This window comes from Streptosporangium sp. G11 (assembly GCF_051192615.1).
GTDB lineage: Bacteria > Actinomycetota > Actinomycetes > Streptosporangiales > Streptosporangiaceae > Streptosporangium.
This window is the reverse complement of record NZ_JBPJUQ010000059.1, coordinates 39,323-63,260: the sequence shown is the minus strand read 5'-3', so window position 1 is coordinate 63,260 and position 23,938 is coordinate 39,323. Positions and strand designations below refer to the sequence as shown.

The 23,938-nt window shown below is 70.1% G+C and carries 25 protein-coding genes; 13 read left to right on the top strand and 12 right to left on the bottom strand.

The genetic code is table 11. The features are described 5' to 3' along the window. On the top strand, positions 1 to 222 hold the full coding sequence (locus ACSDR0_RS37365; protein WP_435293670.1) for a hypothetical protein: 222 nt from the start codon (positions 1 to 3) through the stop codon (positions 220 to 222). A 647-nt stretch (positions 223 to 869) separates the two neighbouring features. Beyond that, complete coding sequence (locus tag ACSDR0_RS37360) at positions 870 to 1,271, top strand: phosphotransferase (RefSeq protein WP_435293674.1); 402 nt, start codon at positions 870 to 872, stop codon at positions 1,269 to 1,271. Positions 1,272 to 1,498: 227 nt separating this feature from the next. Here ACSDR0_RS37360 and ACSDR0_RS37355 read toward each other — a convergent pair whose 3' ends face one another. Together ACSDR0_RS37355 and ACSDR0_RS37350 are read right to left on the bottom strand one after the other, a co-directional pair. Next, positions 1,499 to 1,759: a hypothetical protein gene (locus tag ACSDR0_RS37355; protein ID WP_435293676.1), complete on the bottom strand. Its 261-nt coding sequence runs from the start codon at positions 1,757 to 1,759 to the stop codon at positions 1,499 to 1,501. After that, complete coding sequence (locus ACSDR0_RS37350; RefSeq protein ID WP_435293669.1) at positions 1,702 to 2,319, bottom strand: TniQ family protein; 618 nt, start codon at positions 2,317 to 2,319, stop codon at positions 1,702 to 1,704. Before ACSDR0_RS37350 ends, ACSDR0_RS37355 begins: the two co-directional genes overlap by 58 nt. Positions 2,320 to 3,148: 829 nt before the next feature. Here ACSDR0_RS37350 and ACSDR0_RS37345 point away from each other — a divergent pair. Next, positions 3,149 to 3,619, top strand: coding sequence for a GAF domain-containing protein (locus ACSDR0_RS37345; RefSeq protein WP_435293668.1), 471 nt, complete (start codon positions 3,149 to 3,151; stop codon positions 3,617 to 3,619). An 8-nt stretch (positions 3,620 to 3,627) separates the two neighbouring features. On the opposite strand, the gene ACSDR0_RS37340 is transcribed toward ACSDR0_RS37345, so the two are convergent. Continuing rightward, the gene (locus ACSDR0_RS37340) at positions 3,628 to 3,888 is read right to left on the bottom strand and encodes a hypothetical protein (protein ID WP_435293675.1); all 261 of its coding nucleotides are present in this window, start codon (positions 3,886 to 3,888) and stop codon (positions 3,628 to 3,630) included. Between ACSDR0_RS37340 and ACSDR0_RS37335 the strand changes: the two genes are divergently transcribed. The 4 genes from ACSDR0_RS37335 (at position 3,805) to ACSDR0_RS37320 (ending at position 6,377) form a co-directional block, all read left to right on the top strand. Beyond that, positions 3,805 to 4,371, top strand: coding sequence for a GAF and ANTAR domain-containing protein (locus tag ACSDR0_RS37335; protein WP_435293673.1), 567 nt, complete (start codon positions 3,805 to 3,807; stop codon positions 4,369 to 4,371). The genes ACSDR0_RS37340 and ACSDR0_RS37335 overlap by 84 nt on opposite strands. Next, complete coding sequence (locus ACSDR0_RS37330; protein WP_435293667.1) at positions 4,368 to 4,712, top strand: STAS domain-containing protein; 345 nt, start codon at positions 4,368 to 4,370, stop codon at positions 4,710 to 4,712. Before ACSDR0_RS37335 ends, ACSDR0_RS37330 begins: the two co-directional genes overlap by 4 nt. An 11-nt stretch (positions 4,713 to 4,723) precedes the next feature. Then, positions 4,724 to 5,833, top strand: a complete 1,110-nt coding sequence (locus tag ACSDR0_RS37325; protein WP_435293666.1) for a quinone-dependent dihydroorotate dehydrogenase — start codon at positions 4,724 to 4,726, stop codon at positions 5,831 to 5,833. A gap of 340 nt (positions 5,834 to 6,173) precedes the next feature. Then, positions 6,174 to 6,377, top strand: a complete 204-nt coding sequence (locus ACSDR0_RS37320) for a heavy-metal-associated domain-containing protein (protein WP_435293665.1) — start codon at positions 6,174 to 6,176, stop codon at positions 6,375 to 6,377. Between the two features lie 237 nt (positions 6,378 to 6,614). On the opposite strand, the gene ACSDR0_RS37315 is transcribed toward ACSDR0_RS37320, so the two are convergent. Then, positions 6,615 to 8,258 carry a beta-N-acetylhexosaminidase gene (locus tag ACSDR0_RS37315; RefSeq protein ID WP_435293664.1) on the bottom strand — a complete coding sequence of 548 codons (1,644 nt, stop codon included), beginning with the start codon at positions 8,256 to 8,258 and terminating at the stop codon, positions 6,615 to 6,617. Between the two features lie 131 nt (positions 8,259 to 8,389). Between ACSDR0_RS37315 and ACSDR0_RS37310 the strand changes: the two genes are divergently transcribed. Continuing rightward, a complete protein-coding gene (locus ACSDR0_RS37310) occupies positions 8,390 to 9,928 on the top strand; it encodes a N,N-dimethylformamidase beta subunit family domain-containing protein (RefSeq protein ID WP_435293663.1) in 1,539 nt (512 codons plus the stop codon). Positions 9,929 to 9,950: 22 nt separating this feature from the next. Here the strand turns inward: ACSDR0_RS37310 and ACSDR0_RS37305 are convergent, their stop codons facing one another. The 3 genes from ACSDR0_RS37305 to ACSDR0_RS37295 all read right to left on the bottom strand — a co-directional run bounded on the left by ACSDR0_RS37305 (position 9,951) and on the right by ACSDR0_RS37295 (position 12,391). Beyond that, positions 9,951 to 10,832: an N-acetylmuramoyl-L-alanine amidase gene (locus tag ACSDR0_RS37305; protein ID WP_435293662.1), complete on the bottom strand. Its 882-nt coding sequence runs from the start codon at positions 10,830 to 10,832 to the stop codon at positions 9,951 to 9,953. Between the two features lie 98 nt (positions 10,833 to 10,930). Next, entirely contained in the window at positions 10,931 to 11,179 is a 249-nt protein-coding gene (locus ACSDR0_RS37300) for a hypothetical protein (protein WP_329087060.1), read from the bottom strand. A 123-nt stretch (positions 11,180 to 11,302) separates the two neighbouring features. After that, entirely contained in the window at positions 11,303 to 12,391 is a 1,089-nt protein-coding gene (locus ACSDR0_RS37295) for a LacI family DNA-binding transcriptional regulator (RefSeq protein ID WP_435293661.1), read from the bottom strand. Between the two features lie 135 nt (positions 12,392 to 12,526). Between ACSDR0_RS37295 and ACSDR0_RS37290 the strand changes: the two genes are divergently transcribed. Continuing rightward, on the top strand, positions 12,527 to 13,252 hold the full coding sequence (locus ACSDR0_RS37290; RefSeq protein ID WP_435293660.1) for a TetR/AcrR family transcriptional regulator: 726 nt from the start codon (positions 12,527 to 12,529) through the stop codon (positions 13,250 to 13,252). Positions 13,253 to 13,557: 305 nt separating this feature from the next. Here ACSDR0_RS37290 and bldC read toward each other — a convergent pair whose 3' ends face one another. Together bldC and ACSDR0_RS37280 are read right to left on the bottom strand one after the other, a co-directional pair. Next, positions 13,558 to 13,761 carry a developmental transcriptional regulator BldC gene (gene bldC, locus ACSDR0_RS37285; protein WP_013133571.1) on the bottom strand — a complete coding sequence of 68 codons (204 nt, stop codon included), beginning with the start codon at positions 13,759 to 13,761 and terminating at the stop codon, positions 13,558 to 13,560. A 318-nt stretch (positions 13,762 to 14,079) separates the two neighbouring features. Continuing rightward, positions 14,080 to 14,937 carry a hypothetical protein gene (locus ACSDR0_RS37280; protein ID WP_435293659.1) on the bottom strand — a complete coding sequence of 286 codons (858 nt, stop codon included), beginning with the start codon at positions 14,935 to 14,937 and terminating at the stop codon, positions 14,080 to 14,082. A 180-nt stretch (positions 14,938 to 15,117) separates the two neighbouring features. Here ACSDR0_RS37280 and ACSDR0_RS37275 point away from each other — a divergent pair, with 180 nt between their 5' ends. Together ACSDR0_RS37275 and ACSDR0_RS37270 are read left to right on the top strand one after the other, a co-directional pair. Further along, entirely contained in the window at positions 15,118 to 16,221 is a 1,104-nt protein-coding gene (locus ACSDR0_RS37275; protein ID WP_435293658.1) for a Leu/Phe/Val dehydrogenase, read from the top strand. Positions 16,222 to 16,371: 150 nt separating this feature from the next. After that, a complete protein-coding gene (locus ACSDR0_RS37270) occupies positions 16,372 to 16,605 on the top strand; it encodes a DUF3073 domain-containing protein (protein ID WP_344747622.1) in 234 nt (77 codons plus the stop codon). 217 nt (positions 16,606 to 16,822) lie between these two features. On the opposite strand, the gene purM is transcribed toward ACSDR0_RS37270, so the two are convergent. Continuing rightward, entirely contained in the window at positions 16,823 to 17,848 is a 1,026-nt protein-coding gene (purM, locus tag ACSDR0_RS37265; RefSeq protein WP_435293657.1) for a phosphoribosylformylglycinamidine cyclo-ligase, read from the bottom strand. 28 nt (positions 17,849 to 17,876) lie between these two features. Then, a complete protein-coding gene (gene purF, locus ACSDR0_RS37260) occupies positions 17,877 to 19,322 on the bottom strand; it encodes an amidophosphoribosyltransferase (protein WP_435293656.1) in 1,446 nt (481 codons plus the stop codon). Positions 19,323 to 19,482: 160 nt separating this feature from the next. Between purF and ACSDR0_RS37255 the strand changes: the two genes are divergently transcribed. Next, positions 19,483 to 20,880, top strand: coding sequence for a hypothetical protein (locus ACSDR0_RS37255; protein ID WP_435293655.1), 1,398 nt, complete (start codon positions 19,483 to 19,485; stop codon positions 20,878 to 20,880). Positions 20,881 to 21,017: 137 nt separating this feature from the next. On the opposite strand, the gene ACSDR0_RS37250 is transcribed toward ACSDR0_RS37255, so the two are convergent. Then, positions 21,018 to 21,473 (bottom strand): sterol carrier family protein, encoded by a 456-nt coding sequence (locus tag ACSDR0_RS37250; protein WP_435293672.1) that lies wholly within the window; start codon positions 21,471 to 21,473, stop codon positions 21,018 to 21,020. 332 nt (positions 21,474 to 21,805) lie between these two features. On the opposite strand from ACSDR0_RS37250, the gene ACSDR0_RS37245 reads away from it, so the two are divergent. Beyond that, positions 21,806 to 23,899, top strand: a complete 2,094-nt coding sequence (locus ACSDR0_RS37245) for a PhoX family protein (RefSeq protein WP_435293654.1) — start codon at positions 21,806 to 21,808, stop codon at positions 23,897 to 23,899. Positions 23,900 to 23,938: the final 39 nt, after the last annotated feature.

Here is a 23,938-nt window from a genome sequence, read left to right as displayed (position 1 = left end):
GTGCCGTTCAAGCAACCAGCTGACGGCAACGTCCTCAGCGTCGACAACCGCACCCATAACGCTCTGCAACGCTCCCTCCGCAGCCTCGGTGAACGCGGCTTCGCGCTTCTCACCACACGCTGGACCGCCCTTCAGCACACGAGCCTTAGCCCAAATCGCCTCGGCGATCTTGTCCGCGCCGCCCTCGTCCTCGTACATTTCGAGCACGGCCGAATCAATTGAGATTCAGTGAGAAAACGTCAATGCGTATCCCAATCTGCGCGCGGCTTACCCCTTGCTTCTCTAGGCGCTCACGTAGCGGTGTGACGAGAGGACGGAGGGCCAGCTCATAGCGTGCCCTCCAATGACTGTCCATCGGCTCCTCCTTACTGGACGGTGAGTTCCTGATGCAGGAAAGCATGCGGGGCAGAACCACGTCTTGTCGACCGGAAGAAATCTCATCGTGCGCCCATTGGCCACAAACCCTCTTTGAGCAATCGCTGTCGCATCACAGCAGGTCAGAGCCTCGCGAAAATATCCCGCGCGAAGAGGCCCGGGGTCAATTGAACACCCCCGACCCGCCATGTCGATCTCTCTCTAACGTCTGTCTAGAAAAAGGGAAATGATGGTTGCTAAGGGACAGCGACGACGCCCGAACCCTTCAGCGTGGCCCGAGTGGGGCACGCTCGTTTTTCGAGCGATCCTCATCGCAGTGGACTGGCTGGTGAACGGCAACGGGCCCAAGTAGGCGGCCGCCTCCTTGAGTTCGCGATTGGACACCTTGCGGCCGAGCTATGACGAGAAAGGTGCGAGGCTGTCTGGCGTTCGTGCACACCAGCACGGAGCCCCGGTGACCTAAACACGGTCGCCGGGGCTCCGGTCACAACGAAATACCCGTCGCCCTAATCGTTGTTCTCCCTGACCCGGTCCGCTGGGCTGATCCGGCGCCATGGCTCCACTGCGACCTGCATCCGGCCAACATCCTCACCACGGACGGCACCATCTGCGGCGCGATCGACTTTCGCGATCTTTTCCCGGGCGATCCAGCCTGCAACCTCGCTGCCGCTTGGATTCTGCTGCCGGACGGCACCGCCGACCGCCTCCATGACAACTACCAGCCGGCCTCGGACGCCGTGCCCCTGCGCAGCGCCCGCAGATGGGCGGTAGGCCGCACCCTCAGCGGCATCCTCATCAGAGAGGCTGGCGTCTGCGGCCGCCCAGTCGGCAAGGCCATCTGGGGCCCACCCGCCCACGCCGCGCTGCGACGCCTCATAGCAACGACCGATTACTGATCAATCGCTTCCTACGCATCAGAAGACCGTCGCGCTGATCCAGGCATGCGGCTGACCAGCAAGTTCGTTTGACAACCCCAGATAACGATCGAAGGCCAGGGCCGCCATCACTCTAACGATCATGAAAGCTACGCTCAGTTGCCGCCAGCGGTGAGGCTAGGGGAGTCGGCCGCATTTTGCACCGACAGCGCGGATGCAGTGAGAGGGGACCGTATGGAACGGCTGGTTTAGGCCATTCGCCGGTAACTGCGAGTGGCGAATCTTTGCAGTCGCGCGTATTGCTGGTGGATCCCCTGGGCCGACACACCCAGGACCTCGCCGAGTTCGGCCCAGCTCACGGGCTTGGGCAGGCTCCTGGCGATGGTGAGGGCCTCGTACTCCTCCTTATCGAGTTCTCGGAGGATCCGTCGAGCTCGTTCCGTGGTCACCTTCACGAGCGCGATCGCGACGTCCGCTGTTGGGTTGGGGTCGGTGCGAGCTGCGGCCAAGGCCTCCTCAACCGGGAGGAGTTCCCCGCGCTTCTGCCATGCCTGAGCGGCACCAAGCCTGCTGTCAGAGCGGTGTCGACGAAGTACTGGAGCGGACCCACGGCCCTGCCCAAAACCTTAGGTTGTGTCGAGGTTCCGTCGGATTCGATGTAGCGGAGCAGCTCTCGCTGCAGTTTGAGAAGGCGGCGCATATCCAGCACGTCCAGTAGTGGCGCGGAGGTATCGGTCAGCCGGGCTCCGCAGGCATGCTTGCGGAGCACGAGCGCGTCGGGGACTTTCTGAAGAGTGGTCCCGATGGTGGTGCGGCACTGGAGAGGATGCAGTTGAGGATCGGTTGCCCTGCCGATCGTGCAGGGCGGGGTCTGCTCGGCGGTGGTGCGCAAGCAGACGCCGCACCGATCAGACAAGAGCGTCATGTGTTTCGGGCAGATGAAGACCGCGGGCAGGTGCCATTGCTTGCGCCAGGGGCCGCCGAGCTCACCCTGGATCACGCTGGCGTCACCGGCCAGGCACTGGGGACACCAGCGGCTGGCGGCGGCACCTGCGGTGACCTCAGGCAATGGCTGTCACTTGCCGGCGATATCCGTCACCACGATTCTCCTGCGAGTGTGGAACGGTGCGGCCTCCGGTTACGGATGGCGGTTCCCAGGTCTTGCCGGCGGCTGGGTGATCGCCCGCCGGCCGGACATGGCGGAGACGACCACGAAGACTCGTGTCAGCCGGATATCGGCCGAGCTCGGGCTGCGCAGCGGGGTTCAGGCGGCCGTCCTGGTCCGGGAAATGGGACCGGCCGACTGGCCCTGCCCCCGGGAGGGCGAAACGGGCGCGGTCTCGCCGGACGAATCGGAGGCGGCAAGGTCGAGGAGCGTCATCGCGTCGTGGTCCGGCCACCGGGCGGCGCGCTCGCCGTGGCCGTCTTCGGAGCCTTGGTCGCGGACCGGGGTGAGTTCATCGTGGGTCTGCGGGTCGCCCTGTGCGTCGATGTTGTGATGCTGGTGGCCACCACGGCCGCGGCCCTCATGCTGCCGCGCGGCCGTGTGTCCGCACGTCGTCGCCTCGGCCGCGCCATCGCAGCACGGTAGGAATCACCATAGGTATACATCTATATACTCAAAGTGGCAGTTGTCTTCTTGGCGATGGAGCGATCATGTTGATAACAGCCGGGAAGTCCTCACAGGTGACATTTATCTCTGGGAGCCGATGACAGTTCCCGCTGGGAACGAGTCTTCGAGTGCCGGCACAGGCCCTCGGCCAGTAACGGTTATCACTGGGGTCACACCTGCGGGAGGCAACCGCTTGGCCGGAGTCACCAGGCAGCACTAGGCTCTCATCCGCAGATCATTCCGCCCTGTGTTCGCGGAGCTACCTCGACGTGGAGGAAGCCCGCCCATGACCCAGGTCCTTGAATTCTCTCAGCTCGTCGACCGCACCCTGAGTGCCCTCGCCGACGTCCTCGGCTCCGACGGGGCGGCGCTCATGCTGATAGACGACCACGACCGGTTACGCGCGGTCGGAGGGGCCGACGACCAGGGCCGGCGGCTGGAGCTGATCCAGGAGCAGATCGGCGCCGGACCGGCCATCGAGACCCTGACCCGCGGGCAGGACGTCGTGGTCGACGACCTGCGGGCGGCCAGACCTCTCGGCTTTCCCGGTGTGGCCGCGCGGGTCTCGGAGGTCCGGGCGGTGCTCTCCGTGCCGTTGCGGGCGGAGGAACGGTTGATCGGCACTCTGAATTTCTATGACCGGACAAGCCATGAATGGCAACCCGCGAAAGTCCGTACGGGAGAACGTCTCGGCGAGCTCATGGTGATGGTCCTTCAGACCATGGCCCATAGTTCCCCTCCTACAGGGAAGCCGTAGTGTGCACGTCAGGAACCAGGTCGACGCTGAAAGGCGCCCCAAGTATGACTCACATTGATCCGGAAGCGCTGGTCGCGAGCCTGAGGAGGCTCCAGACGACCTCTTCCACCACAGGCATAGTTCATCAGTTGGAGCGTGCCGTGGATGCGGTGAACTCGCTGTTCGGATATGCGGGTGCGGGGCTGATGTTCGCGGAAGAAGGTAAAGATCTCCGCTATTTGGTCGCCACCGATGACCGGGGGCGCAGCCTTGAGGGTGCGCAACTTCATCTCGGTCAGGGCCCGTGCGTTTCCGCGTACGAGGAGAATTCCGCGGTGACCTCAAACGATGTGCAGGCCGACCCGCGCTGGCCGAAACTCGCCGACCGGCTCCACCCGGAGGTGCGGGCGGTGGCCGGGGTGCCGGTGCGGCTCGGAGGCGAGCCGGTGGGCACGCTGAACGTCTACCAGGCCGGGTTCTACGAGTGGGACGAGTCGGACGTCCAAGCGCTTTACGGCTATGCGGACGTGATCGAGCAGCTTCTCACCGCCGCGATGGCCGCCGAGGAGAAGAGCGCTCTGGCCGACCAGCTCCAGTACGCCCTCGACTATCGCGTGGTCATCGAGAGGGCGGTCGGTTACCTCATGGGAAAGCACGACCTGACCGCCACCCAGGCCTTCACCGGCCTGCGCAAGCAGGCGCGCGACACCCGCCGCCGCGTCGCCGACCTGGCGGCCGAGGTACTCGGTGAGGGGGCGGGCGAAATACGGTGATCCTGCTCACGTCGCCGGAGTCCTCCGAGAACAGGATCGAGATCACCGTTTACGGTGATCTCGACGCCGTTAGGGGCGTCGAGCTACGGCACGTCCTCGACACGCTCACCGCGGCGACGGTGGAGCTCGATCTGGCCCGCGTGGCCTTCATCGACTGCGCGGGCGCCCGGACCCTGCTCCGGGCCGACGAGCACATGCGCGGGTCGGGCAGCGAGATGATCATCCTGCGACCGTCGGGTCCGGTGCTCCGCCTGCTGCGGCTGCTCGGATTCGACCGGTACCTCCTGATCGGGCACCCCGGAGACGCGGTCGGCGCGAGTCGCACCCCGCCGGGGCACTAACCTGATCGGTGATGTATCGATTCGTCTTCTCGCAGGTCCTCAGCCGCCTCGACCCGGAGGACGCGCACCATCTGACGGTGCGCGCCCTGCGCGTCCTCTCGGTGACGCCCGTGGTCAGGCGGCTGGTCCACCGCCGCCTCGCGCCACGTGACCCCGCGCTGCGCGTGCAGGCCTTCGGCGTTCACTTTCCCGGCCCGTTCGGGCTGGCGGCCGGCTTCGACAAGGACGCCGGCTGCGTGGAGGCCATGTCCGCGCTCGGCTTCAGCCACGTCGAGGTCGGTACGATCACCGCCCACGCCCAGCCGGGCAACGCCAGGCCCCGCCTGTTCCGCCTCGTGAGAAACCGGGCGATCATCAACCGGATGGGGTTCAACAACGCGGGCGCGTCCGCCGCGGCCCGGCTGCTGGCCAGGCCCCGTGGCGTCCCCGCGATCGTCGGCGTCAACATCGGCAAGACCAAGGTCGTCCCCGAGTCGGGGGCCGTCGCCGACTACGTGGCCAGCGCCAGGGAGCTCGCCCCCCTGGCCGACTATCTGGTCGTCAACGTCAGCTCGCCCAACACCCCCGGCCTGCGCGACCTCCAGGCCGTGGAGCTGCTGGGCCCGCTGCTGCGGGCGGTGAAGGAGGTCGCCGACGCCACGCCCAAGCGCACCCCGCTGCTGGTCAAGATCGCTCCCGACCTGGCGGACGCCGACGTGGACGCGGTCGCCGACCTGGCCCTGGAGCTCGGGCTCGACGGCATCATCGCCACCAACACCACGATCGGCAGGCAGGCGCTGACCGGCGCGGAGCCCGCGGGCCGTGACCACAGCCGCGAGAGCGGCGGCCTGTCCGGGCGTCCGCTGAAGGCCCGGTCGCTGGAGGTCCTGCGCAGGCTGCGCGCCAGGGTGGGCGACCGCCTGGTGCTCGTCTCCGTCGGCGGGGTCGAGGACGTGGACGACGTCTGGGAGCGCCTGCTCGCCGGGGCCACGCTCGTCCAGGGCTACAGCGCGCTGATCTACGAGGGGCCCTTCTGGGCGTACCGCGTCAACCGTGACCTCTCCCGCCGCCTCCGCCGTCACGGCGTGGCCGACCTCCGCCAGATCATCGGCCGCACCGCGGGCCGGAGCACCACCGTCTGACCCGGCCTGGTCACCACCGGGTCACGACCTGACCCGGCCTGGTCACCACCGGGTCACGACCTGGCCCGGCCTGGTCACGACCTGGCCCGGCCGCGACGCGATGACCCGTTCGCGCGGCCCGATCCGGCTGCGACGCGATCCGATCGCGGCCCGGTGCGGTCGCGGCGCTCCGGTCCGCGTTCCGGTCCGCGCTCCGGCCGCCGCCTGATTCGGTCGCGGTGCGATCCGAAGTGATCCCGCCCGAACCTTTGCGGCGGGGCCTGATTCGTTACCCCCAACGGGCCGGAAGGCGGCCGACGCTATACCCTGGGTGGGTAACCCCGAGACATTGGAGGGCGCGATGAGCACGACCACATACACCGTCACCGGAATGACCTGCGGCCACTGCGTGAGCTCGGTCAAGGAGGAGGTCGGCGAGGTTCCGGGTGTCACCGGTGTCGACGTCGACCTTGAGACCGGCAAGGTCGACGTCTCCGGTGACTCCTTCGACGACACGGCCATCCGCGCCGCCGTCAGGGAAGCGGGCTACGAGGTCGCCGTCTGATCGAGCGACCGGGCGGGATCCCCGCCGGCGGGGTCGTCAAGGGCCGGACCGTGACCGTTCGACGGACCCCGTGGCGCGGGGAGCCCTTCGGCCGCCGGGCCGGGCCGTGAACCTCGAACCCTTTGTCTCCCTGAGAGATCCCCGTTTCCGAGGACCGGGAAATCACCACATGCCGGGACGGACGTCTCCCGTCCCGGCACCGCCCGCGTCACCCCCGACCTCGAGGCCGGGAGACCGTCACATGCTGGGACGGGTCGAGTCGGCCTCGTGGGTCATCTCCTCCAGGTGCTTCATGACCTCGTCCACCTTGACGACCCCCGGACGGTGGCGCCGGTGGCCGGCCCCGCCGATCTGCCAGGGACGCGGGCCGGTCAGCGGCCGGTATTCGACGCCGAGCGCGTCGAGGCGGCCCAGGTGCGTCTCCAGCCGGGCGTCGAACCCGTTCCCGGCCGAGCCCGACCAGGTGACCTCGGCCAGCGCGCACCCCCGGGGCCAGGCCCGGTAGTCCACCGCGCGCCCGTCGGGCATCCGCTCGCTCCACAGCTGGAACTGCGCCCCGAGCACGCGCTCCCGCTCCCCGGCCGTCCACGACTCGGGTGCCGGGGCGAAGGCCGCGACGTCCGAGACGGTGATCGCGTCGCCGATCGCCACGGGCTCCTGCTCGGAGGAGGCCTCGGCGTAGTCGAAGTACAGCGGGAAGACGGGGGTCTGCACCACGTCGTGCCCGGCGGCGGCGGCGCGCCTGGCCACCCCCTGCCCGCGCCAGGGCATCACGATCGTGTCGGGCCTGAGCGTGCCGCTGACGAACGCCTCGTCCCACACCACCGCCCTGCTGCCGCGCTCGGCCAGCTCGTCCGCCAGCCTGCGCAGGAACCAGGCGTGCAGGTCGCTCACGCTCTCCAGGCCCAGCTCCGCCTGGAACGCGACGATCTCGGGGGAGGCGGCCCAGTCGTCGAGCACGCATTCGTCCCCGCCGATGTGGATGTACGGGGTCTCGCCCAGCGCTCCCGTGATCTCCTCGATCACGCCGGTCAGGAAGTCGATCGTCTCCGGCAGCGGGGACAGGATCGCGGGAGAGATGCCCCAGCGGTCCAGCACCGTGAAGGGCTCGGGCCGGCGGCCGCCGGTGGCGCGGGCGTCGAACTCGGGGTAGGCGGCGAGGATCGCCGAGGCGTGTCCCGGCACGTCGATCTCGGGCACGACCGTCACGGCGCGGGCGCGGGCGTAGGCGCCGATCTCGGCGAGGTCCTCCAGCGTGTAGTAGCCGCCGTGCGGTACGTCGTCGAAGGCGATCTCCTCCCGGTAGTAGTTGGTGGCCGTGCGCGGGCGGTGCGCGCCCACCTCGTGCAGCCGGGGGTGTTCGCGGCTCTCGACCCGCCACCCCTGGTCGTCCACCAGGTGCAGGTGGAGGCGGTTCAGCTTGTGCGCCGCCATGATGTCGACCATCCTGAACACCTCGCGCTTGGGCATGAAGTGCCGCGCCACGTCCAGGTGCACCCCGCGCCAGGAGAACCGGGGCGCGTCCCGCACCTGGCCGAGGGGAACGCTCCAGCTCGCCCCCGTACCCGCCACCGCGCGGAACGCCGCCGCGGGCAGCAGCTGCCGCAGTGTCTGGCCCGCGTAGAAGGCTCCGGCCCGGTCTCCGGCCGCGATCCGTACGCCCCCGTCCGTCACGTCCAGGACGTACGACTCGGCTCCGAGCGAGGCGTCGGACTCCAGCGTGATCGTTCCCGCCTCACCGGGCCGCGGGTCGAGGACGGCGAGGGCGAGGCGTACGGCGTCGACCAGCTCGGCGGGGCCGGAGACGACGACTCCGTGGGGAAGGCCGAGGAAACCGCTGGCAGGCGTGAAAGCGGAGGGAAACGGCAGGAGGTCAGTCATGGCTTAAATCATGCCAAACCGCCAGAGAAATGAGCCCTCTACGCCGGCGATCCTGGACATGGGATCAAGAACCGCCCAAGTACAGCGAGGGAGAACCGGGGGAGGCCTCGCGCGCGGACATGCTGCTGCTCATGTTCCAAGCGTCCAGGCACCCGGCCCGCACACCGCTGGCGATCCTGGTGACGATATCGGTGGCGATCATGCTGGCCGCCGGGTGTTCCGCCACCGTCGAGCGCCCCCCGGACACGCCCTCGCCCACTCCCACGACGACCTCCTCCGCGATCAGGAGCGCCCAGGGCCCCGACGCCACCGCGGCGGAGAACGCCAGGGAGGGCGATCCCGGCTGGCGGGTGCGCCGGCGCGGTGCCGAGCACGAGATCGAGGGCTTCGCCGACCGGGTGAGCGTGCTGCCGGGACAGAGCTTCCGGCTGTACGTCTCGACCACCGCGGACCGCTACACCGCCAGGGCCTTCCGGATGGGCTGGTACGGCGGGGCCGGGGCCAGGCAGGTCTGGCGGGCGACCGGGCTGCCCGGCACGAGGCAGGCCCCACCCAGGACGATCGCCGCCACCGGAACGGTGACCGCCGCCCACTGGAAACCGGGCCCCGAGGTGGACACCTCGGGCTGGCCCGAGGGCTCCTACCTGATCCGGCTGGACGCCGCCACCGGGGGACGGCGCTACGTTCCCCTCACGGTCAGGTCCGCCTCCACCCGGGGACGCCTGGTCGTCGTCAACGCGGTCACCACCTGGCAGGCGTACAACGACTGGGGCGGCCGCAGCCTCTACAGGGGCCCCGGCGGCTTCGAGGACAGGTCCCGGGCGGTCAGCTTCGACCGCCCGTACGACACCTCGGGGGCGCGGCTCTTCCTGGACATGGAACGCGACGCCATCGAGCTCGCCGAGCGCCGGGGCCTGCCGCTCGCCTACGTCACGAGCGTGGACCTGGACCGCGACCCGCGCATTCTCGACGGGGCCAGGGGCCTGGTGTCACTGGGGCATGACGAGTACTGGTCGCCGGGCATGCGCCGCACCGTCGAGGCCGCCCGCGACCACGGCACCAACCTGGCCTTCCTCGGCGCCAACGCCGTCTACTGGCGGGTCCGCTTCGCCGCGACGCCCCTGGGCCCCCGCAGGCTGGTCGTCTGCCACAAGGACGCCGCCGAGGACGCCCGGACGGTCCTGTGGCGTGCCACCGGCAGGCCGGAGAGCTCGCTGACCGGCCCGATGTACGACTGCTTTCCCTCCGAGTCCGCCTACGTGGTCAGGCGTCCCGGCAACTGGATCTTCAAGGGGACCGGGGTGCGGCGCGGCACCACCTTCCCCGGGATGGTGGGCGTGGAGACCGACAGGGTCGGCGCGGGCGTGCCGCGCCCGATGGAGGTCCTGTCGGTCTCCCCGGTCGACTGCGGCGGTCGCGCCACGGTCGCGCACAGCGCCTACTACACCGTGCCGAGCGGGGCCGCCGTGTTCAGCTCGGGCACGATGCGCTGGGTGTGCGCGATGCGGGGCGCCCGCTGCGGCCACGGCGTCACGGAACGGGCCGGGGCCTTCGTCCGCAGGGCCACGGGGAACATCCTGCGCGCCTTCGCCGCGGGCCCGGCCGCGCGGCGCCACCCGGCGCGCGACAATCTCGAATCCCTGGGCCTGGACGGCCTAGGGGGCCACTGAGGCGCTCGCCGGGCCGCCCGGACTACTTCAGATACTGCTGCAGCCCGTTCGCCAGGGAGAGCGCGATCCTCTGCCGGAACGCCGCCTGCTGGAACTTGGCCGCCTCGGCGGGGTTCTTCATGTTGCCCGACTCGATGAAGATCTTGGGAACCGTGGAGAGGTTCAGGCCGCCGAGGTCGTTGCGGTAGTCGAGGGCGTCCCTGCCGATGTAGGTGGAGTACGACAGGCCGGTGCCGCGCCTGAAGGCGTTCCGCACGTCCAGGCCGAGCTTCCTGGAGGCCTTGACCACCGGGTCGACCGGGCCGCCGATCTTCTCCGGCATGATCACGTGGAAGCCGTGGTTGGCGGTGCTCGACCCGTCGGCGTGGACCGAGATCGCCGCGTCGGCCTTCGCCCTGTTGCCGATCGCGGCCCGTTGGGTGATGCACGGCCCGACGCCGGAGTTGCCGTCGCGGGTCAGCTTCACCGTCGCGCCGCGGCTCTTGAGGATCTTGGCCAGACGCTGCGAGACGTCCCAGGTGAAGGCCGCCTCGCTGTAGCCGTTCGCGGTGGCGGTGCCCGTGGTGTCGCAGGCCTTCCACTGGGTCAGGACGTTGACCTTCTTGTTGATCTCAGCGGGGTGGCGGTAGTTCTGCCCGTTGTGGCCGGGGTCGATGACCACGACCTTGCCGCTGAGCGGCTTGTCGGCCTGGGCGCCTCGGTCGCTTCGCTCCGAGGCGGGACTCGCCGCGGAGTCGCTCGCCGTGCCGGCCGCCGGGGCGTCGGCCGCCGGAGCCGCGGCCGTGCCGGCCGCGGGAGGGACGGGCCCGCGCTCCCGCGCGAGATCCGCGCCCGAGGTGGTGCCGCAGGCGGCGATGCCAAGGCCGCACAGGACCAAGGTCGCCGCGACTGCTTTACCGGTCATGCTCATCGCCCCCAAGAAACCCCAAGAAAGTCGTCAACCACCCAACTTACGTGTACCGGAGGCGTGACTCAGCCGTTGTCGCGATATGTGCCTGTCTGTCACCAGGCGTGCTCGCCGACCTCCTGCTTCTGCAGGAGTGAGGCGAGCTCCCTGGCGTCCTCGGCGTCCAGGCCGAGGACCACGCGCGGCCGTCCCCACGGGTGGTCGATCGAATGGGCCACGTAGCTGGCCACGGACTCTGCCCCGGCATCGCCGTTGCGGCCCCGGGCGGCCCGCCAGTGCGCCCATGCCCGCTCAAGCTCGGCGGCGGCCCGCTGGGCGCATGACACCAGTTCCGGATCACGCATTGTTACCCCCCTCGTCTTGACCGGAGTCAACACCGGCGACGCGCCGCCGTTCACGATGTTGACCTGTTCTTGGGGAGGTCATGGAGCCTGCCTGGGCGCGCTGTAACGCTCCAGGCAGGCTCCTTAGCGTTCTGCGGGGCTCGTGCTGTTCCGTACGACCAGCTGGGGCGCGACCTGGCGCAGGCGTGAGGCCTTGCCGGGGTCGCCGATCCGGTCGTTCAGCAGCGCGGCGGCGGAGCGGCCCATGGCGCGGCGCGGCTGGTCCACGGTGGTCAGCGAGATCGGCTGGGTCCCCACGCGGTGGATGTTGTCGTACCCGACCACGGACAGGTCCTCGGGCACCCGCAGACCCAGGTTGGCCGCCGCGGAGAGCACGCCCATGGCCACCCTGTCGTTGGCGGCGAAGATCGCTGTGGGCCGGGGGTCACGCGTGAGCAGGCTGTGCGCAGCCCTGGCGCCGCCCTCCTCGCTGGACTCGCCCTCCTCGACCATGATGTACGGAGCCAGGGAGTGCCTGCGCATCGCGACCAGGTAGCCCTCGCACCGGAAGCGCCCGGAGGAGATGCCGGCGGCCTCGATGTGGGCGACCCTGCGGTGACCGAGCTCCACGAGGTGGTCGACGGCCAGGCGGGCGCCGAGCTGGTCGTCGTCGACGACGATGTCCACGCCGCCGAGGTCGATGTCGCGCTCGCCCACCACCACGGTCGGCGTGTAGCCGGTGGCCTCGATGAGCGTCCCGCTGGTGGGCGCGATGCCGAGCAGGACGAGACCGTCGACGCGCAGTTCGAGGAACGCCTCGACCGCCTCGTCCTCGAAGGCGGGGTCCCACTGGCTGTTGCCGATGAGAAGCCTCAGCCCGTCGCCGTGCAGGCTCTCCTGCAGGCCGTCCAGGAACTCCGCGTAGAACGGGTTGTGCAGGTCGGCGACGAGCGCCCCGACCAGGTGGGTACGGCCCTCGACAAGGCTGCGCGCGACCGCGTTGGGCCGGTAGCCGAGGTCTCTGGCCGCCTGGAGCACGGCCTGCCTGCGATGTTCGCTGACGTGGGGCGATCCGCGCAGGACGAGCGAGACCAGTGATTTGGAGACACCGGCTCGTTCTGCCACGTTGCGGATCGTGGGTCTCGGGCGTGGCCCGCCGCCCCCGTCGGACAGGACGGGTTCGGCGAACCCGCGGGCTCGGGTGACGGTGGTGTTGACCGGCGGTCCTGACATGGCTCTCCCCCGCGATGGTGGATGGGCACCTGTCACTCAAAACGATCGAGTTCCGAATGGGGTACGGCTTGCGCGGAAGGGAACTCCGATCTTGACCAAGCCGCCGGGCGGATCGGCTCCGATAGTCTTCACGGTGTGAGGTCGACATCCGGAGCCGCCGAACGGGCGAAGCCCGCGGCGGGCGTCGCGCGACCGGCGCGGCGCAGGCTCAGCGTCGACCGGCGCCGCGAGGAGCTCATGGCGGCGGCCCTGGAGCTGTTCAGCAGGCGCGACGCCGAATACGTGTCGATCGACGACGTGGCCTCAGAGGCCGGCGCGTCGCGAGCCCTGGTCTACCACTACTTCGGCGGCAAGCAGGAGCTCTACGTCGCCGCGCTGAAGAGCGCCGCGGCCCAGCTGGAGGCCAGGCTCAGACCCCAGGGAGGCGGACGCCCGCTGGACGAGCTGGCCGGAGGCCTCACCCGATACTTCGACTTCGTCGAGGAGCACGCGGCGGGCTTCGCCGCGCTGCTCAAGGGCGGTCCCGCCAATCGCAGCGGCGAGATCGGGGAGGTCGTCGACTCGGTCAGGCACCGGCTGCTCAGGCTGATCATGAAGCAGCTGCGGGTCGAGGAGCCGGGGTCCGTGCTCCGGGTCACGCTGCGCTCGTGGATCGCCTCCGTCGAGACCGCGGGCCTCGACTGGCTGGAACGCCGCGACATCGAGCGACCGGCGCTGGAGCGGATGCTGATCGGTCAGATGGTGGCGCTGCTCGGCGTGGCGGCCGAGCACGACGCGCAAGTCGGCGAGTTGCTGGACAACCTGGTCGGAGACCAGGCGAGCCACCTCGCGGACCGGGAGAGATCCGGGGCGGGCGGCTGAGCCCTCGGGCACCGCTGAGCCGTTCGTGGACACGCGCCCGGCCGTCCGGGACACCCGCGCGGGTCGTTCGAAGCAGGCGCTTCAAGGGCGCCCGTGTGGACTGTTCAGAGCACGTGCCGTCGTTCGAGGCGCCTGCGCGGGCTGTTCGCCGGGTGTGCGCCGGCCGTTCGGAGCACGTGCCGGAGGGCGGGACACGTGCTGGGGCGGCGCCGGGCGGGCGACGCCGCTCCCCACAAACCCGTGTGGCCTACACGCTCAAAGGGTGAGCGCGCACCAATCCCCCTAGGTCAGTGACGGCCCCCGTTTTACTCTGAGCGCTGCTGCGGAATCCCCGCGAGCAGTGCGCGAACCTCAGTCTCCCGGTACCGGCGGTGTCCACCCAGGGTGCGGATGGACGTCAACTTGCCCGCCTTCGCCCACCGGGTCACGGTCTTGGGATCGACGCGGAACATGGTTGCGACCTCCGCCGGGGTGAGCAGCGGCTCTGCCTCGGGTGTACGAGCTGACATTTGTGCGGCCTCTCCTCCATGTGGACCGGCGACAGCGATCCTGCGACTTGACGCTTGTCACGGATGTCCGCCTATGGCCCTTGCGTGCGGCTGTTTGGGCCATATGCGGCATCACCCGATGTGACCATACAGCCACGTAGAGCGATTGGCGAGCCTTTGAGCGACTCATCTCTCTTGTGCACGTGTTGTTGTCACGCTCGGTGATTCTAGCGACACGTTTCGTGGTATCGCAGTGAAAACGGCAAACTACTCAGTTCGTAGGTGCATCCCCGGTCATCGACGGACCTACTTACGCAGGTCGGAGGGATGATTTGCGACTCAGTTTGCTGATTCGAGAAGTTGTATTGATCGCCAGCGGAGGATGACGCGCTGGTACATGGCGAACGCCAGTTCTTCCTCGCCTTTTTCCAGACCTGTCAGCGCCGCCGCGAGCTCCGCCACGGATTCGTCGGCCTGGAGAGTCTCGTCGTCCATGAGGTTGACGATGCCGCCGTAGTCGAGCTCGACCAGCGAATGCGGGTGAAACTCCTCCAGCCAGCGTGCCACGTCCTCGACCTCGGCGGTGACCGAGACCTCGCCGACCTGCCTCCTGATGATCTGCAGGGCGCGGGCGCTGCGGCGCCTGGCGTGGGCCATGGACGTGACGTAGATCAGGTTGCGCGTGGTGGTCGTACCCGCCTGGCCCTCGCCGCCGTCGATGACCAGCCAGCGCTCGTTGCCGTCGAAGGGGACGAACCACGAGGTGGGAACGTGCCATGTGGAGCCGCGGATGTGCGTGCGCAGCGCGGCGGAGTCGGTGCGGCGCTTGAACCGGTCGAAGTCGTCGGCCGTCTGTTCCGCGACGGCGGGCGGGACGAAACGCTCCAGCAGCTTGGGCGGGGTCGACCCGCGAAAGCGTGAGAAGGCGATCCAGGACCTCAGCCTGCTCTGCCACGGGCAGACGTACAGGACCTCCTCCACGCGCCTCAGATAGGCGTTGGGGCTCTCCTGGACGGGTGCCGGAGCCGGCGGCACCCCGAGGAGGCGTCGCACCGCCTCGCCGTGTTCGGCGTGGAGGGCGCTCGCTCGGCGCGGTCGGTCGGCCGCCTCGGCGTAGGCGGCCCACGAGACGCGTTCCGCCGGGGCGAACGCGACCAGCGGTTCGTAGACGCGGAGGTACGCGGCGTAGGGCAGCACGACCGCATCGTGTCACGAAGGACCGGCCGTTGTCCGTAGCGGGCCCGCTTCCGAGGGGGGCGTCTCGGTCACTGAGATGGGACGTTCCCGCACGTCGTCCCCATTAAGGACTTGTGGTTACGCTGAGGGTGATCTCCGCCGCGACGGTGCGGCGGGAATGAACGACTGGGAGTCACCACAGTGACCGACGTCTTCGGGCTGTCCCACAAGGACGCGGGCCCGGCAACCGGCCAGGCGAGGCACGAACAGGTCGTCTTCTGCTCCGACGAGCGCAGCGGCCTCCGCGCGATCATCGCCATCCACAACACCGCCCTGGGCCCAGGCCTGGGCGGCACCAGGTTCTATCCCTACGAGAGCGAGCAGGCCGCGCTGGCGGACGTGCTGAACCTCTCGCGGGCGATGGCCTACAAGAACGCCCTGGCGGGGCTCGACCTCGGTGGCGGCAAGGCCGTCATCATCGGCGACCCGGCGACGGACAAGAGCGAGGCGCTGCTGCGCGCCTACGGCAGGTTCGTCCAGTCGCTCGGAGGCCGCTACTACACGGCGTGCGACGTGGGCACCTTCAGCGAGGACATGGACATCGTGGCCCGCGAGTGCTCCTACGTGACCGGTCGCACGCTGGCCAACGGCGGGGCCGGCGACTCGTCGATCCTGACCGCCCTAGGCGTGTTCCAGGGCATGCGCGCCGCCGCCGAGCACGTGTACGGGACGCCGACGCTGCGCGGCAGGCGCGTCGGAGTCGAGGGTGTGGGCAAGGTCGGCCACCGCCTGGTCGGCCATCTGATCGAGGACGGCGCGGAGGTCGTGGTCTGCGACGTGAGTGAGCAAGCCGTGGAGCGGCTGCGGCGGATCCACCCTCAGATCGAGGTCGTCGCCGACCGGCTGGAGATCACCGCCGCCGACATCGACGTCTACGCGCCGTGCGCCCTCGGCGGGGCGCTGGACGACGAGACGGTGGCCCGCCTGCGCGCCACGATCGTCTGCGGCGGGGCCAACAACCAGCTGGCCCACCCCGGCGTGGAGAAGCAGCTCGCCGACCGCGGGATCCTCTACGCGCCCGACTACGTGGTCAACTCCGGCGGGGTCATCCAGGTCGCGGATGAGATCGGGGGGTTCAACATGGAGCGGGCGCAGGCAAAGGCCACCCAGATCTACGACACGACTCTCAAGATCTTCTCCAGTGCGGCGGAGGATGGCGTCCCCCCGGCCGTCGCAGCCGATAGGCTGGCTGAGCGCAGAATGTCGGAAGTCGGGCGAATTAGGGGCATTTGGCTGGGCCACTAGCCCCACACGCCCATACGACGTACCGAGCCGGGCGTAAAACGGGTACGGTTGTAGGCGAACGAGAGCTGACGCCTCAAGTCAGGTGGCGTCAGTGCGTGGTGCGTTAGCGACGAGGGGTCGGGCACGACCCCACACGAGGGGGTCGAGCCAATGGGGCGCGGCCGAGCAAAGGCCAAGCAGGTCAAGGTTGCTCGCCAGCTGAAGTACAACAGCGGTGGCACTGATCTTGAGCGTCTGCGCGACGAGCTCGGAGTCAGAGACGACTCCAACCACAATGACGACTCCAACGACGCCTACGACGAGCTGGCGGATCGGTACGCCGATTACGCCGATGACTTCGGCTCCGGAGACGACCGCGACGACGGGACATCCGGCCGCCGCTAGGCGGATTTCAGGTTGACGTGAGCAGGGCACCCGGCGGTGAGCACAAGCAGCCGGGTGTTCTTCTCGCTGTGAGTCGACGATATTCAGCGCTCCGGTGGTCCGGAGCGCTTTTCGCCGTGCCCACCCCGTATCCGGCGCCGTCCCTCCCGGCCGGTGGCACCGGCCGGGAGGGACGAGGACCGCGCGTGGATCCTCCCCGCGGCGAATTACGGATGGGTCAGCGGAAACGCGCCTGGCCCGAGCCCTCGACGATCTCGCCGAGCACCCAGGCGGGGAGGCTCCGCTCGCCGAGCAGCGCCAGGGCGGGCTCCACGGCCTCGGCGGGGACGACCGCGGCCATGCCCACGCCCATGTTGAACGTCCGGTCCATGTCGGCCTGGGCCACCCCGCCGTGCCCCGCGAGCAGCTCGAAGACGGCGGGCGGGGTCCATGAGGAGCGGTCGAGCAGCGCGTCCAGCCCGGGGGGCAGCGAGCGGGACAGGTTGGCCGCCAGGCCGCCGCCCGTGATGTGGGCGTACGCGTGGACGTCGACCGCGCGGGCCAGCTCCAGGCAGTCGAGCGAGTAAATCCTGGTCGGCTCCAGAAGCTCCTCGCCCAGCGTCCGCCCCAGCTCGGGCAGCTCGGTCTCCAGCGACAGCCCGGCCCGGTCGATGATGTGCCTGACCAGCGAGTAGCCGTTGGAGTGCACGCCCGAGGAGGCCAGCGCGAGGACCACGTCGCCCGCCCGGACCCTGTCGCGGCCGAGCATCCTGTCGGCCTCCACCACCCCGGTGGCGGCGCCCGCGAGGTCGTACTCGCCGGCGTCCATGGCCCCGGGGTGCTCGGCGGTCTCCCCGCCGACCAGGGCGCAGCCCGCCAGGCGGCAGCCCTCGGCAACGCCGCCCACGATCTCCGCGATCCGCTCGGGGACCACCTTGCCGCAGGCGATGTAGTCGGTCATGAACAGAGGCTCGGCGCCGCAGACCACCAGGTCGTCGACGACCATGCCGACCAGGTCGATCCCGATCGTGTCGTGCTTGTCCAGTCGCTGGGCCAGCATGACCTTGGTGCCGACGCCGTCGGTCGACGTGGTGAGCAGCGGACGCCTGTACGACAGCAGGGCCGAGGCGTCGAAGAGGCCGGCGAAACCGCTGGCGTCGTCCACGACCTCGGGCCTGCGCGCCCGCGCGACCTTCGACTTCATCAGCTCGACGGCGCGCTCGCCCGCGTCGATGTCCACTCCGGCGGCGGCGTAGCTGGTCATGAGGCCTCTCTCTGCGCGCCCGGCCCGCTCAACGCTTGGCCTCCAGCACGTACTTGCCCACGTTGTCCTGGTCGATCGGGATCGGGTACTCGCCGTCGAAACAGGCGCGGCAGAGCCGGTCGGCGGGGATCGTGGTGGCCGCGGTCAGGCCCTCCAGCGAGATGTATCCGAGCGAGTCGGCGCCGAGCGAGGCGCGGATCTCCTCCACGCTGAGCGAACCGGCGATCAGTTCGGCCCGGGTGGCGAAGTCGATGCCGTAGAAGCACGGCCAGCTGACCGGCGGGGAGGAGATCCGGACGTGCACCTCCAGGGCGCCCGCCTCGCGCAGCATCTTGACGATCGCCCGCTGCGTGTTGCCCCGCACGATCGAGTCGTCCACGACCACCAGGCGCTTGCCCGCGACGACCTCCTTCAGCGGGTTGAGCTTCAGCCGGATACCCAGCTGGCGGATCGTCTGGGAGGGCTGGATGAAGGTCCGGCCCACGTAGGAATTCTTGACCAGACCTTGACCGTAGGGGATCCCGCTCTCCTCGGCGTAGCCGACGGCGGCGGGGGTGCCCGACTCGGGGGTCGGGATGACCAGGTCGGCCTCGACCGGGTGCTCGCGGGCCAGCACGCGGCCGACCTCGACGCGCGTGGTCTGCACGCCGCGCCCGGCGATCGTGGTGTCGGGGCGGGCGAGGTAGACGTACTCGAACAGGCAGCCCTTGGGCTCGGCGAGCGCGAACCTGCGAGAACGCACGCCGCGCTCGTCGATGGTGATCAGCTCGCCCGGCTCGATCTCGCGGACGAACGTGGCGCCCACGATGTCCAGCGCCGCGGTCTCCGAGGCGACCACCCAGCCGCGCTCCAGGCGTCCCAGGACCAGCGGGCGGACGCCCTGCGGGTCGCGGGCCGCGTAGAGGGTCTTCTCGTCCATGAAGACGAGCGAGTAGGCGCCCCTGACCTGCGGAAGCAACTCGGCGGCCGCGTCGTCGATGGGCTGGCTGCGGTCCTGGGCCAGGAGGGTCGTCAGCACCTCGGTGTCGGTGGTCGCCCGGGTGGACCCGGGGGCCAGACGCCTGGACAGCTCCGGGGTGTTGATCAGGTTTCCGTTGTGGGCGAGCGCGAGCCCGCCGGACTCGGTCGAGCTCAGTGTCGGCTGCGCGTTCTCCCAGACGCTCGATCCGGTCGTCGAGTAGCGGCAGTGACCGATCGCCAGGTGGCCGCGGAGGGTCCCGAGCACGGACTCGTCGAAGACCTGGGCCACCAGGCCCATGTCCTTGTAGACGAGGATCCTGCTGCCCTCGCTGACCGCGATGCCCGCGGATTCCTGACCGCGGTGCTGCAACGCGTACAGCCCGTAGTAGGTGAGTTTGGAGACTTCTTCCCCAGGGGCCCAGACCCCGAAGACGCCACATGCGTCCTTCGGAGGCAGGTCGTGGGGGTCAAGGTCATGGCTCAGATGGCCGTCGCCCTTCAGCACATGCTTCATTCTAGGTCGGCTTCTTCCCTGCTCGCACCCAGGGTCCGTTCCGTGGCATGTCGCACCCTGACCGAACGATCATCGGTGTTTTGCCGTGTCAGCCTGTTTCGCCGGTGGTCCACAGGGGAGTGTGAGATATCCGGCATGCCCGAGCGTCGGGAGAAGAGACGTGACAACACCTGAGGACCCGAACCGGCCCGGCCCGCGGCGAGTGCCGCGGGACAGGCGCTCCGACCGGGAAGAGTCCGGTTCGGAGGAGCCGCCGGGCACCTCCGAGGAGTCGGCCGCCGGTGGCGAGCACGAGCCCGGGCCCGAGCCCGTCACCCCGGAACCGGCCGCCTGGCCCGTCCCTCCCTCGAACGAGCCACCCACGTGGAGGCAGCCCCCGGCCCCGGCGGGTGAGTCCGGGCCTTCAGGCGGCACCGGGGCCCCCGGTGCCGCCGAGCCTTCGGGTCCCGCCGAGCCTTCGGGTCCCGCCGAGCCTTCCGGCAGGACCGAGCCGACCGGGTGGACGGAGATCCCCGGCAGGGCCGAGTCGCCGGGCTGGGAGGCCGGAGAGGGCCCCGTGTGGGGGTCGGGGGCCTCGACGCCCCGGACGCCGCCGACCCCGGAGCCGTGGGAGGAGCCGGATCCCGAGACACCCGTGCCCGAGCCCGGCGAGGTCCCGGCCCGGCCGCCGTCCTCCGTTCCCGCCGAACCGCAGGTTCCGCCGCATCCGGACACGCCGTCCGCGCCGGAGATCCCCGAGCCCGACCAGGCGGGCGGCCCGTCGTCCGAGAGAACGCCCGAGGGGACGCCTGAGGGGACCGGGGAGCCCGAGGGGCAGCCCTACACGGTGCCCGGCACCACGCCGTCCGCCTACCCCGGCTGGGAGAGCGCCTCGGAGACCCCCGGCGAGCCCGGGGCGGAGCACCCCGGGACGCCCGCCGCCCCCACCCCGCCCTCGCGCTACGAGCCGTCGGAGCCCTCCGAGGAGCCGGGGGCTCCGCAGCGGCCCGCCGAGCCCGCCGGTGGCCAGGCGGACCGGCCGCCCGCCCCGGGCACCCCGGGAGCGGCCCAGCCGGGTTACGGGCAGCCGGGTTACGGGGAGCAGCCGAGATACGGGGAGGCACAGCAGGCCGGGCAGCCCTACGGCGGTCCGGGAGCGCAGCCGTCGCCCGCCCCCTCCCAGCCGCCCCAGGGCGGCACGCCGTACCCGGCACCGCCGGCCTATCCGTACGCCACGCCCTATCCGGCGTATCCGGATGAGGGCCGCCGGTCCGGCGGGGGGCTGGGCACCGCCGCGCTCGTGCTCGGGATCGTCGCGATCCTGTCGCTCGTCGTCTGCGGCCTCGGCGTGCCGGTGGCGCTCGTCGGCCTGATCGTCGGCATCGTCGCGCTCGTCAAGAAGTCCAGGACGGGCCGCGCCTGGGTGGGGATCGCGCTGAGCCTCCTCACTCTGCTGATCGCCGCGGTGTTCCTGAGCTGGCTCTACAACAGGGTCGGCGACTGCATGAACCTGCCGCCCGAGCTCCAGCGGCGCTGTGTCGAGGAGAGGTTCGGCGTCCAGATCTCGCCCGCCCCGTAAAGGCGGACGGGGCTCACGGCCGTGCCCGGGGCGGTTGTCGGATGGAGCTCACGACCGTGCCCGGGGCGGCTGTCGGATGGAGCTCACGACGTGCCCGGGGCGGCTGTCGGACGGGGCCCGGGCCCTGCCAGGGGCGGCTATCGGAGAGGCAGGTGGCCGGACAGGTCGGCGCGGGCCCCGCTCGCCGCGATCTTCCCGGCGGCCATCGCCTCGGACCAGGTCAGGCCGCCGGTGGCGAGTTCCAGCCAGGTGCGCGCGTCGGTCTCCACCACGTTGGGAGGGGTGCCCCGGGTGTGACGGGGTCCCTCCACGCACTGCACCGCCGCGTAGGGCGGGACCCGGACCTCGACGGTCCTGCCCGGGGCCGCCGTCGCCAGCTCGTCCAGCAGGTGCCGTACGGCGAAGCGGGTGATCTCCCGTTCCGGGCGGACACCCCGTTCGAAGGCTCGCAGGACCACGCTCACGCAGGCGCCCAGCAGCGCCGCGAGCCCTCCGGGCCCGTCGTAGGGCGGCTCGTCGAGAGCGCTCAGCTGGGTGTCGAGGGCGGCGCGGACCTTGGCTGCGTCGGGCTTGTGAGGTGGCACGCCCTCCATGATGCCCGCCGGAGTCCCGCCTCCGGACGGTGTGACGCCCGTACGAGCGCCACGAGCCCTGCGGGGCGGCCGGTTCAGGCGGTGCGGGGCCGTCACGAGCGGCTCGTCCGGACGGTGCGAAGCCGACTCGTCCCGACGGTGCGACGCCGTCACGAGCGGCTTGTCCGGACGGTGCGACGCCGTCACGAGCGGCTTGTCGGAGCGTGCGATACCCATCCGAACAGCTCATTCGGGTAAACGGTTCATCATCCAGGCAAACGTCGTTCACCTCCGGTTCGGCTGGCGCACGTAGCCTCCGGGCCGGAAGACCTCGCCCCTTTTTGGAGGACCCTGTGGCGAACACGTCGCCGCGCCGACTGCTCCCCCTGCTCACGAGCCCTCACAAGGGTGGACGCAGCGCGCTCACCTGCCGGTTCCGCTGCGGTGACCAGTGCGCCCACGATGTAGTGAACACCAGCGAAAACACCTATTTCGGCGACGTGGTCGCCGAGGCGATGACCCGCCGCGGCATGCTGCGCGCCGGTGCCCTGGGCGCCATCGTCGCCGGGGTCGGGCTCGGTACGGCGGTGCCCGCCCTCGCCGACCCTGACGTGGACGCGAACACCTTCGGCGGGGGTCACGGCCCCGGCCACGGTCCCGGCCAGAAGAACGGCCTCCGCTTCACCGCCATCGCGCCGAACACCGACGACAAGGTGACGGTCCCCTCCGGCTACCTGTCGGCGGCCGTGGTGCGCTGGGGCGACCCGGTCCTGCCCGGTGCCCCCGCGTTCGACTTCGAGAACCAGACGGCCGCCGCGCAGGCCAAGCAGTTCGGCTACAACTGCGACTACGTCACCCTGTTCCCGATGGGGCAGCACCGGGGTCTGCTCTGGGTCAACCACGAGTACACCGACGAGAACCTGATGTTCCGCGGTTACAAGGACGGCACCTCCGCGACGGAGGAGCAGATCAAGATCGCACTGGCCGCCCACGGCGGCTCGGTGGTCGAGATCGAGCGGGTGGGCGGGTCCGGCCAGTGGAAGCTGGTCACCCGGGGCTCCCGTCGCTACAACCGTCGCATCACCGTGCACACCCCCATGAAGTTCACGGGCCCGGCGGCCGGAAGCGACCTGCTGAAGACCGCCGCCGACCCCAAGGGCACCACGCCGATCGGCATGCTGAACAACTGCGCGGGCGGCACCACGCCGTGGGGCACGGTGCTCAGCGGCGAGGAGAACTTCAACCAGTACTTCGTCAACGGCAACGGCGTGCCCGAGGCGCAGAAGCCGTACCTCACCCGGTACGGGGTAAGCGCCACGACGGGCATCCCGAGCGGCAACCGCCGGTTCGACCGGGTCGAGGAGCGTTTCGACCTGGCCAAGCACCCGAACGAGATCAACCGCACCGGCTGGATCGTGGAGATCGACCCGTTCGACCCCGACTCCACCCCGATCAAGCGCACCGCCCTGGGCAGGCTGGCCCACGAGGGTGCCACCACCTCCCTGGCCGCCGACGGCCGGGTGGTGGCCTACATGGGCGACGACTCCCGGTTCGAGTACGTCTACAAGTTCGTCTCCCGGCAGCGCTACATCCGGGGCTTCGACCGGCACAACCGGACCCTGCTGGACGACGGCACCCTCTATGTGGCGAAGTTCACCGGCGACAGCCCGGCCACCGAGATCGACGGCACCGGCAAGCTCCCCGCCGACGGGCAGTTCGACGGCTCGGGCGAGTGGATCCCGCTGGTCACCGGCAAGGTCTCGCACGTCCCGGGGATGACGGCCGCGGAGGTGCTCGTCTACACGCGTACGGCGGCCGACAAGGTCGGGGCGACCAAGATGGACCGTCCCGAGGACGTGGAGCGCAACCCCGTCACCGGCGGTGTCTATGTGGCCCTGACCAACAACACCAACCGGACCCCGGCCCAGGTGGACGAGGCCAACCCGCGTCCGGCCAACAAGCACGGGCACGTCCTGGAGATCGTCGAGCGGCGCAACGACGCCGGGGCCACGACCTTCGCCTGGTCCCTGCCCCTGGTCTGCGGTGACCCGGCCGACCCGGCGACCTACTTCGCGGGGTTCGACAAGACCAAGGTCTCGGCGATCTCCTGCCCGGACAACGTCGCCTTCGACGCCGACGGCAACCTCTGGATCTCCACCGACGGCAGCCAGCTCGGCGCCCACGACGGCCTGTTCGCCATGCCGGTCCGCGGTCCCGAGCGCGGCCACCTGAAGCAGTTCCTGAGCGTGCCGGTCGGCGCGGAGACCTGCGGCCCGCTGGTCAGCGCGGACCAGCGCAGCGTCTTCGTGGCCGTCCAGCACCCCGGCGAGACCACCGGCGCCACCCCCGAGGCCCCCACCAGCCACTGGCCCGACGGCGGCGCCTCCCAGCCCCGCCCCTCCGTCGTGGTCGCCTGGCACGCGAAGGGCGGCAAGATCGGTTCCTGATCCGGCCCGCTTCCGGCACCGGCCCGCGCCGCCTCGGGG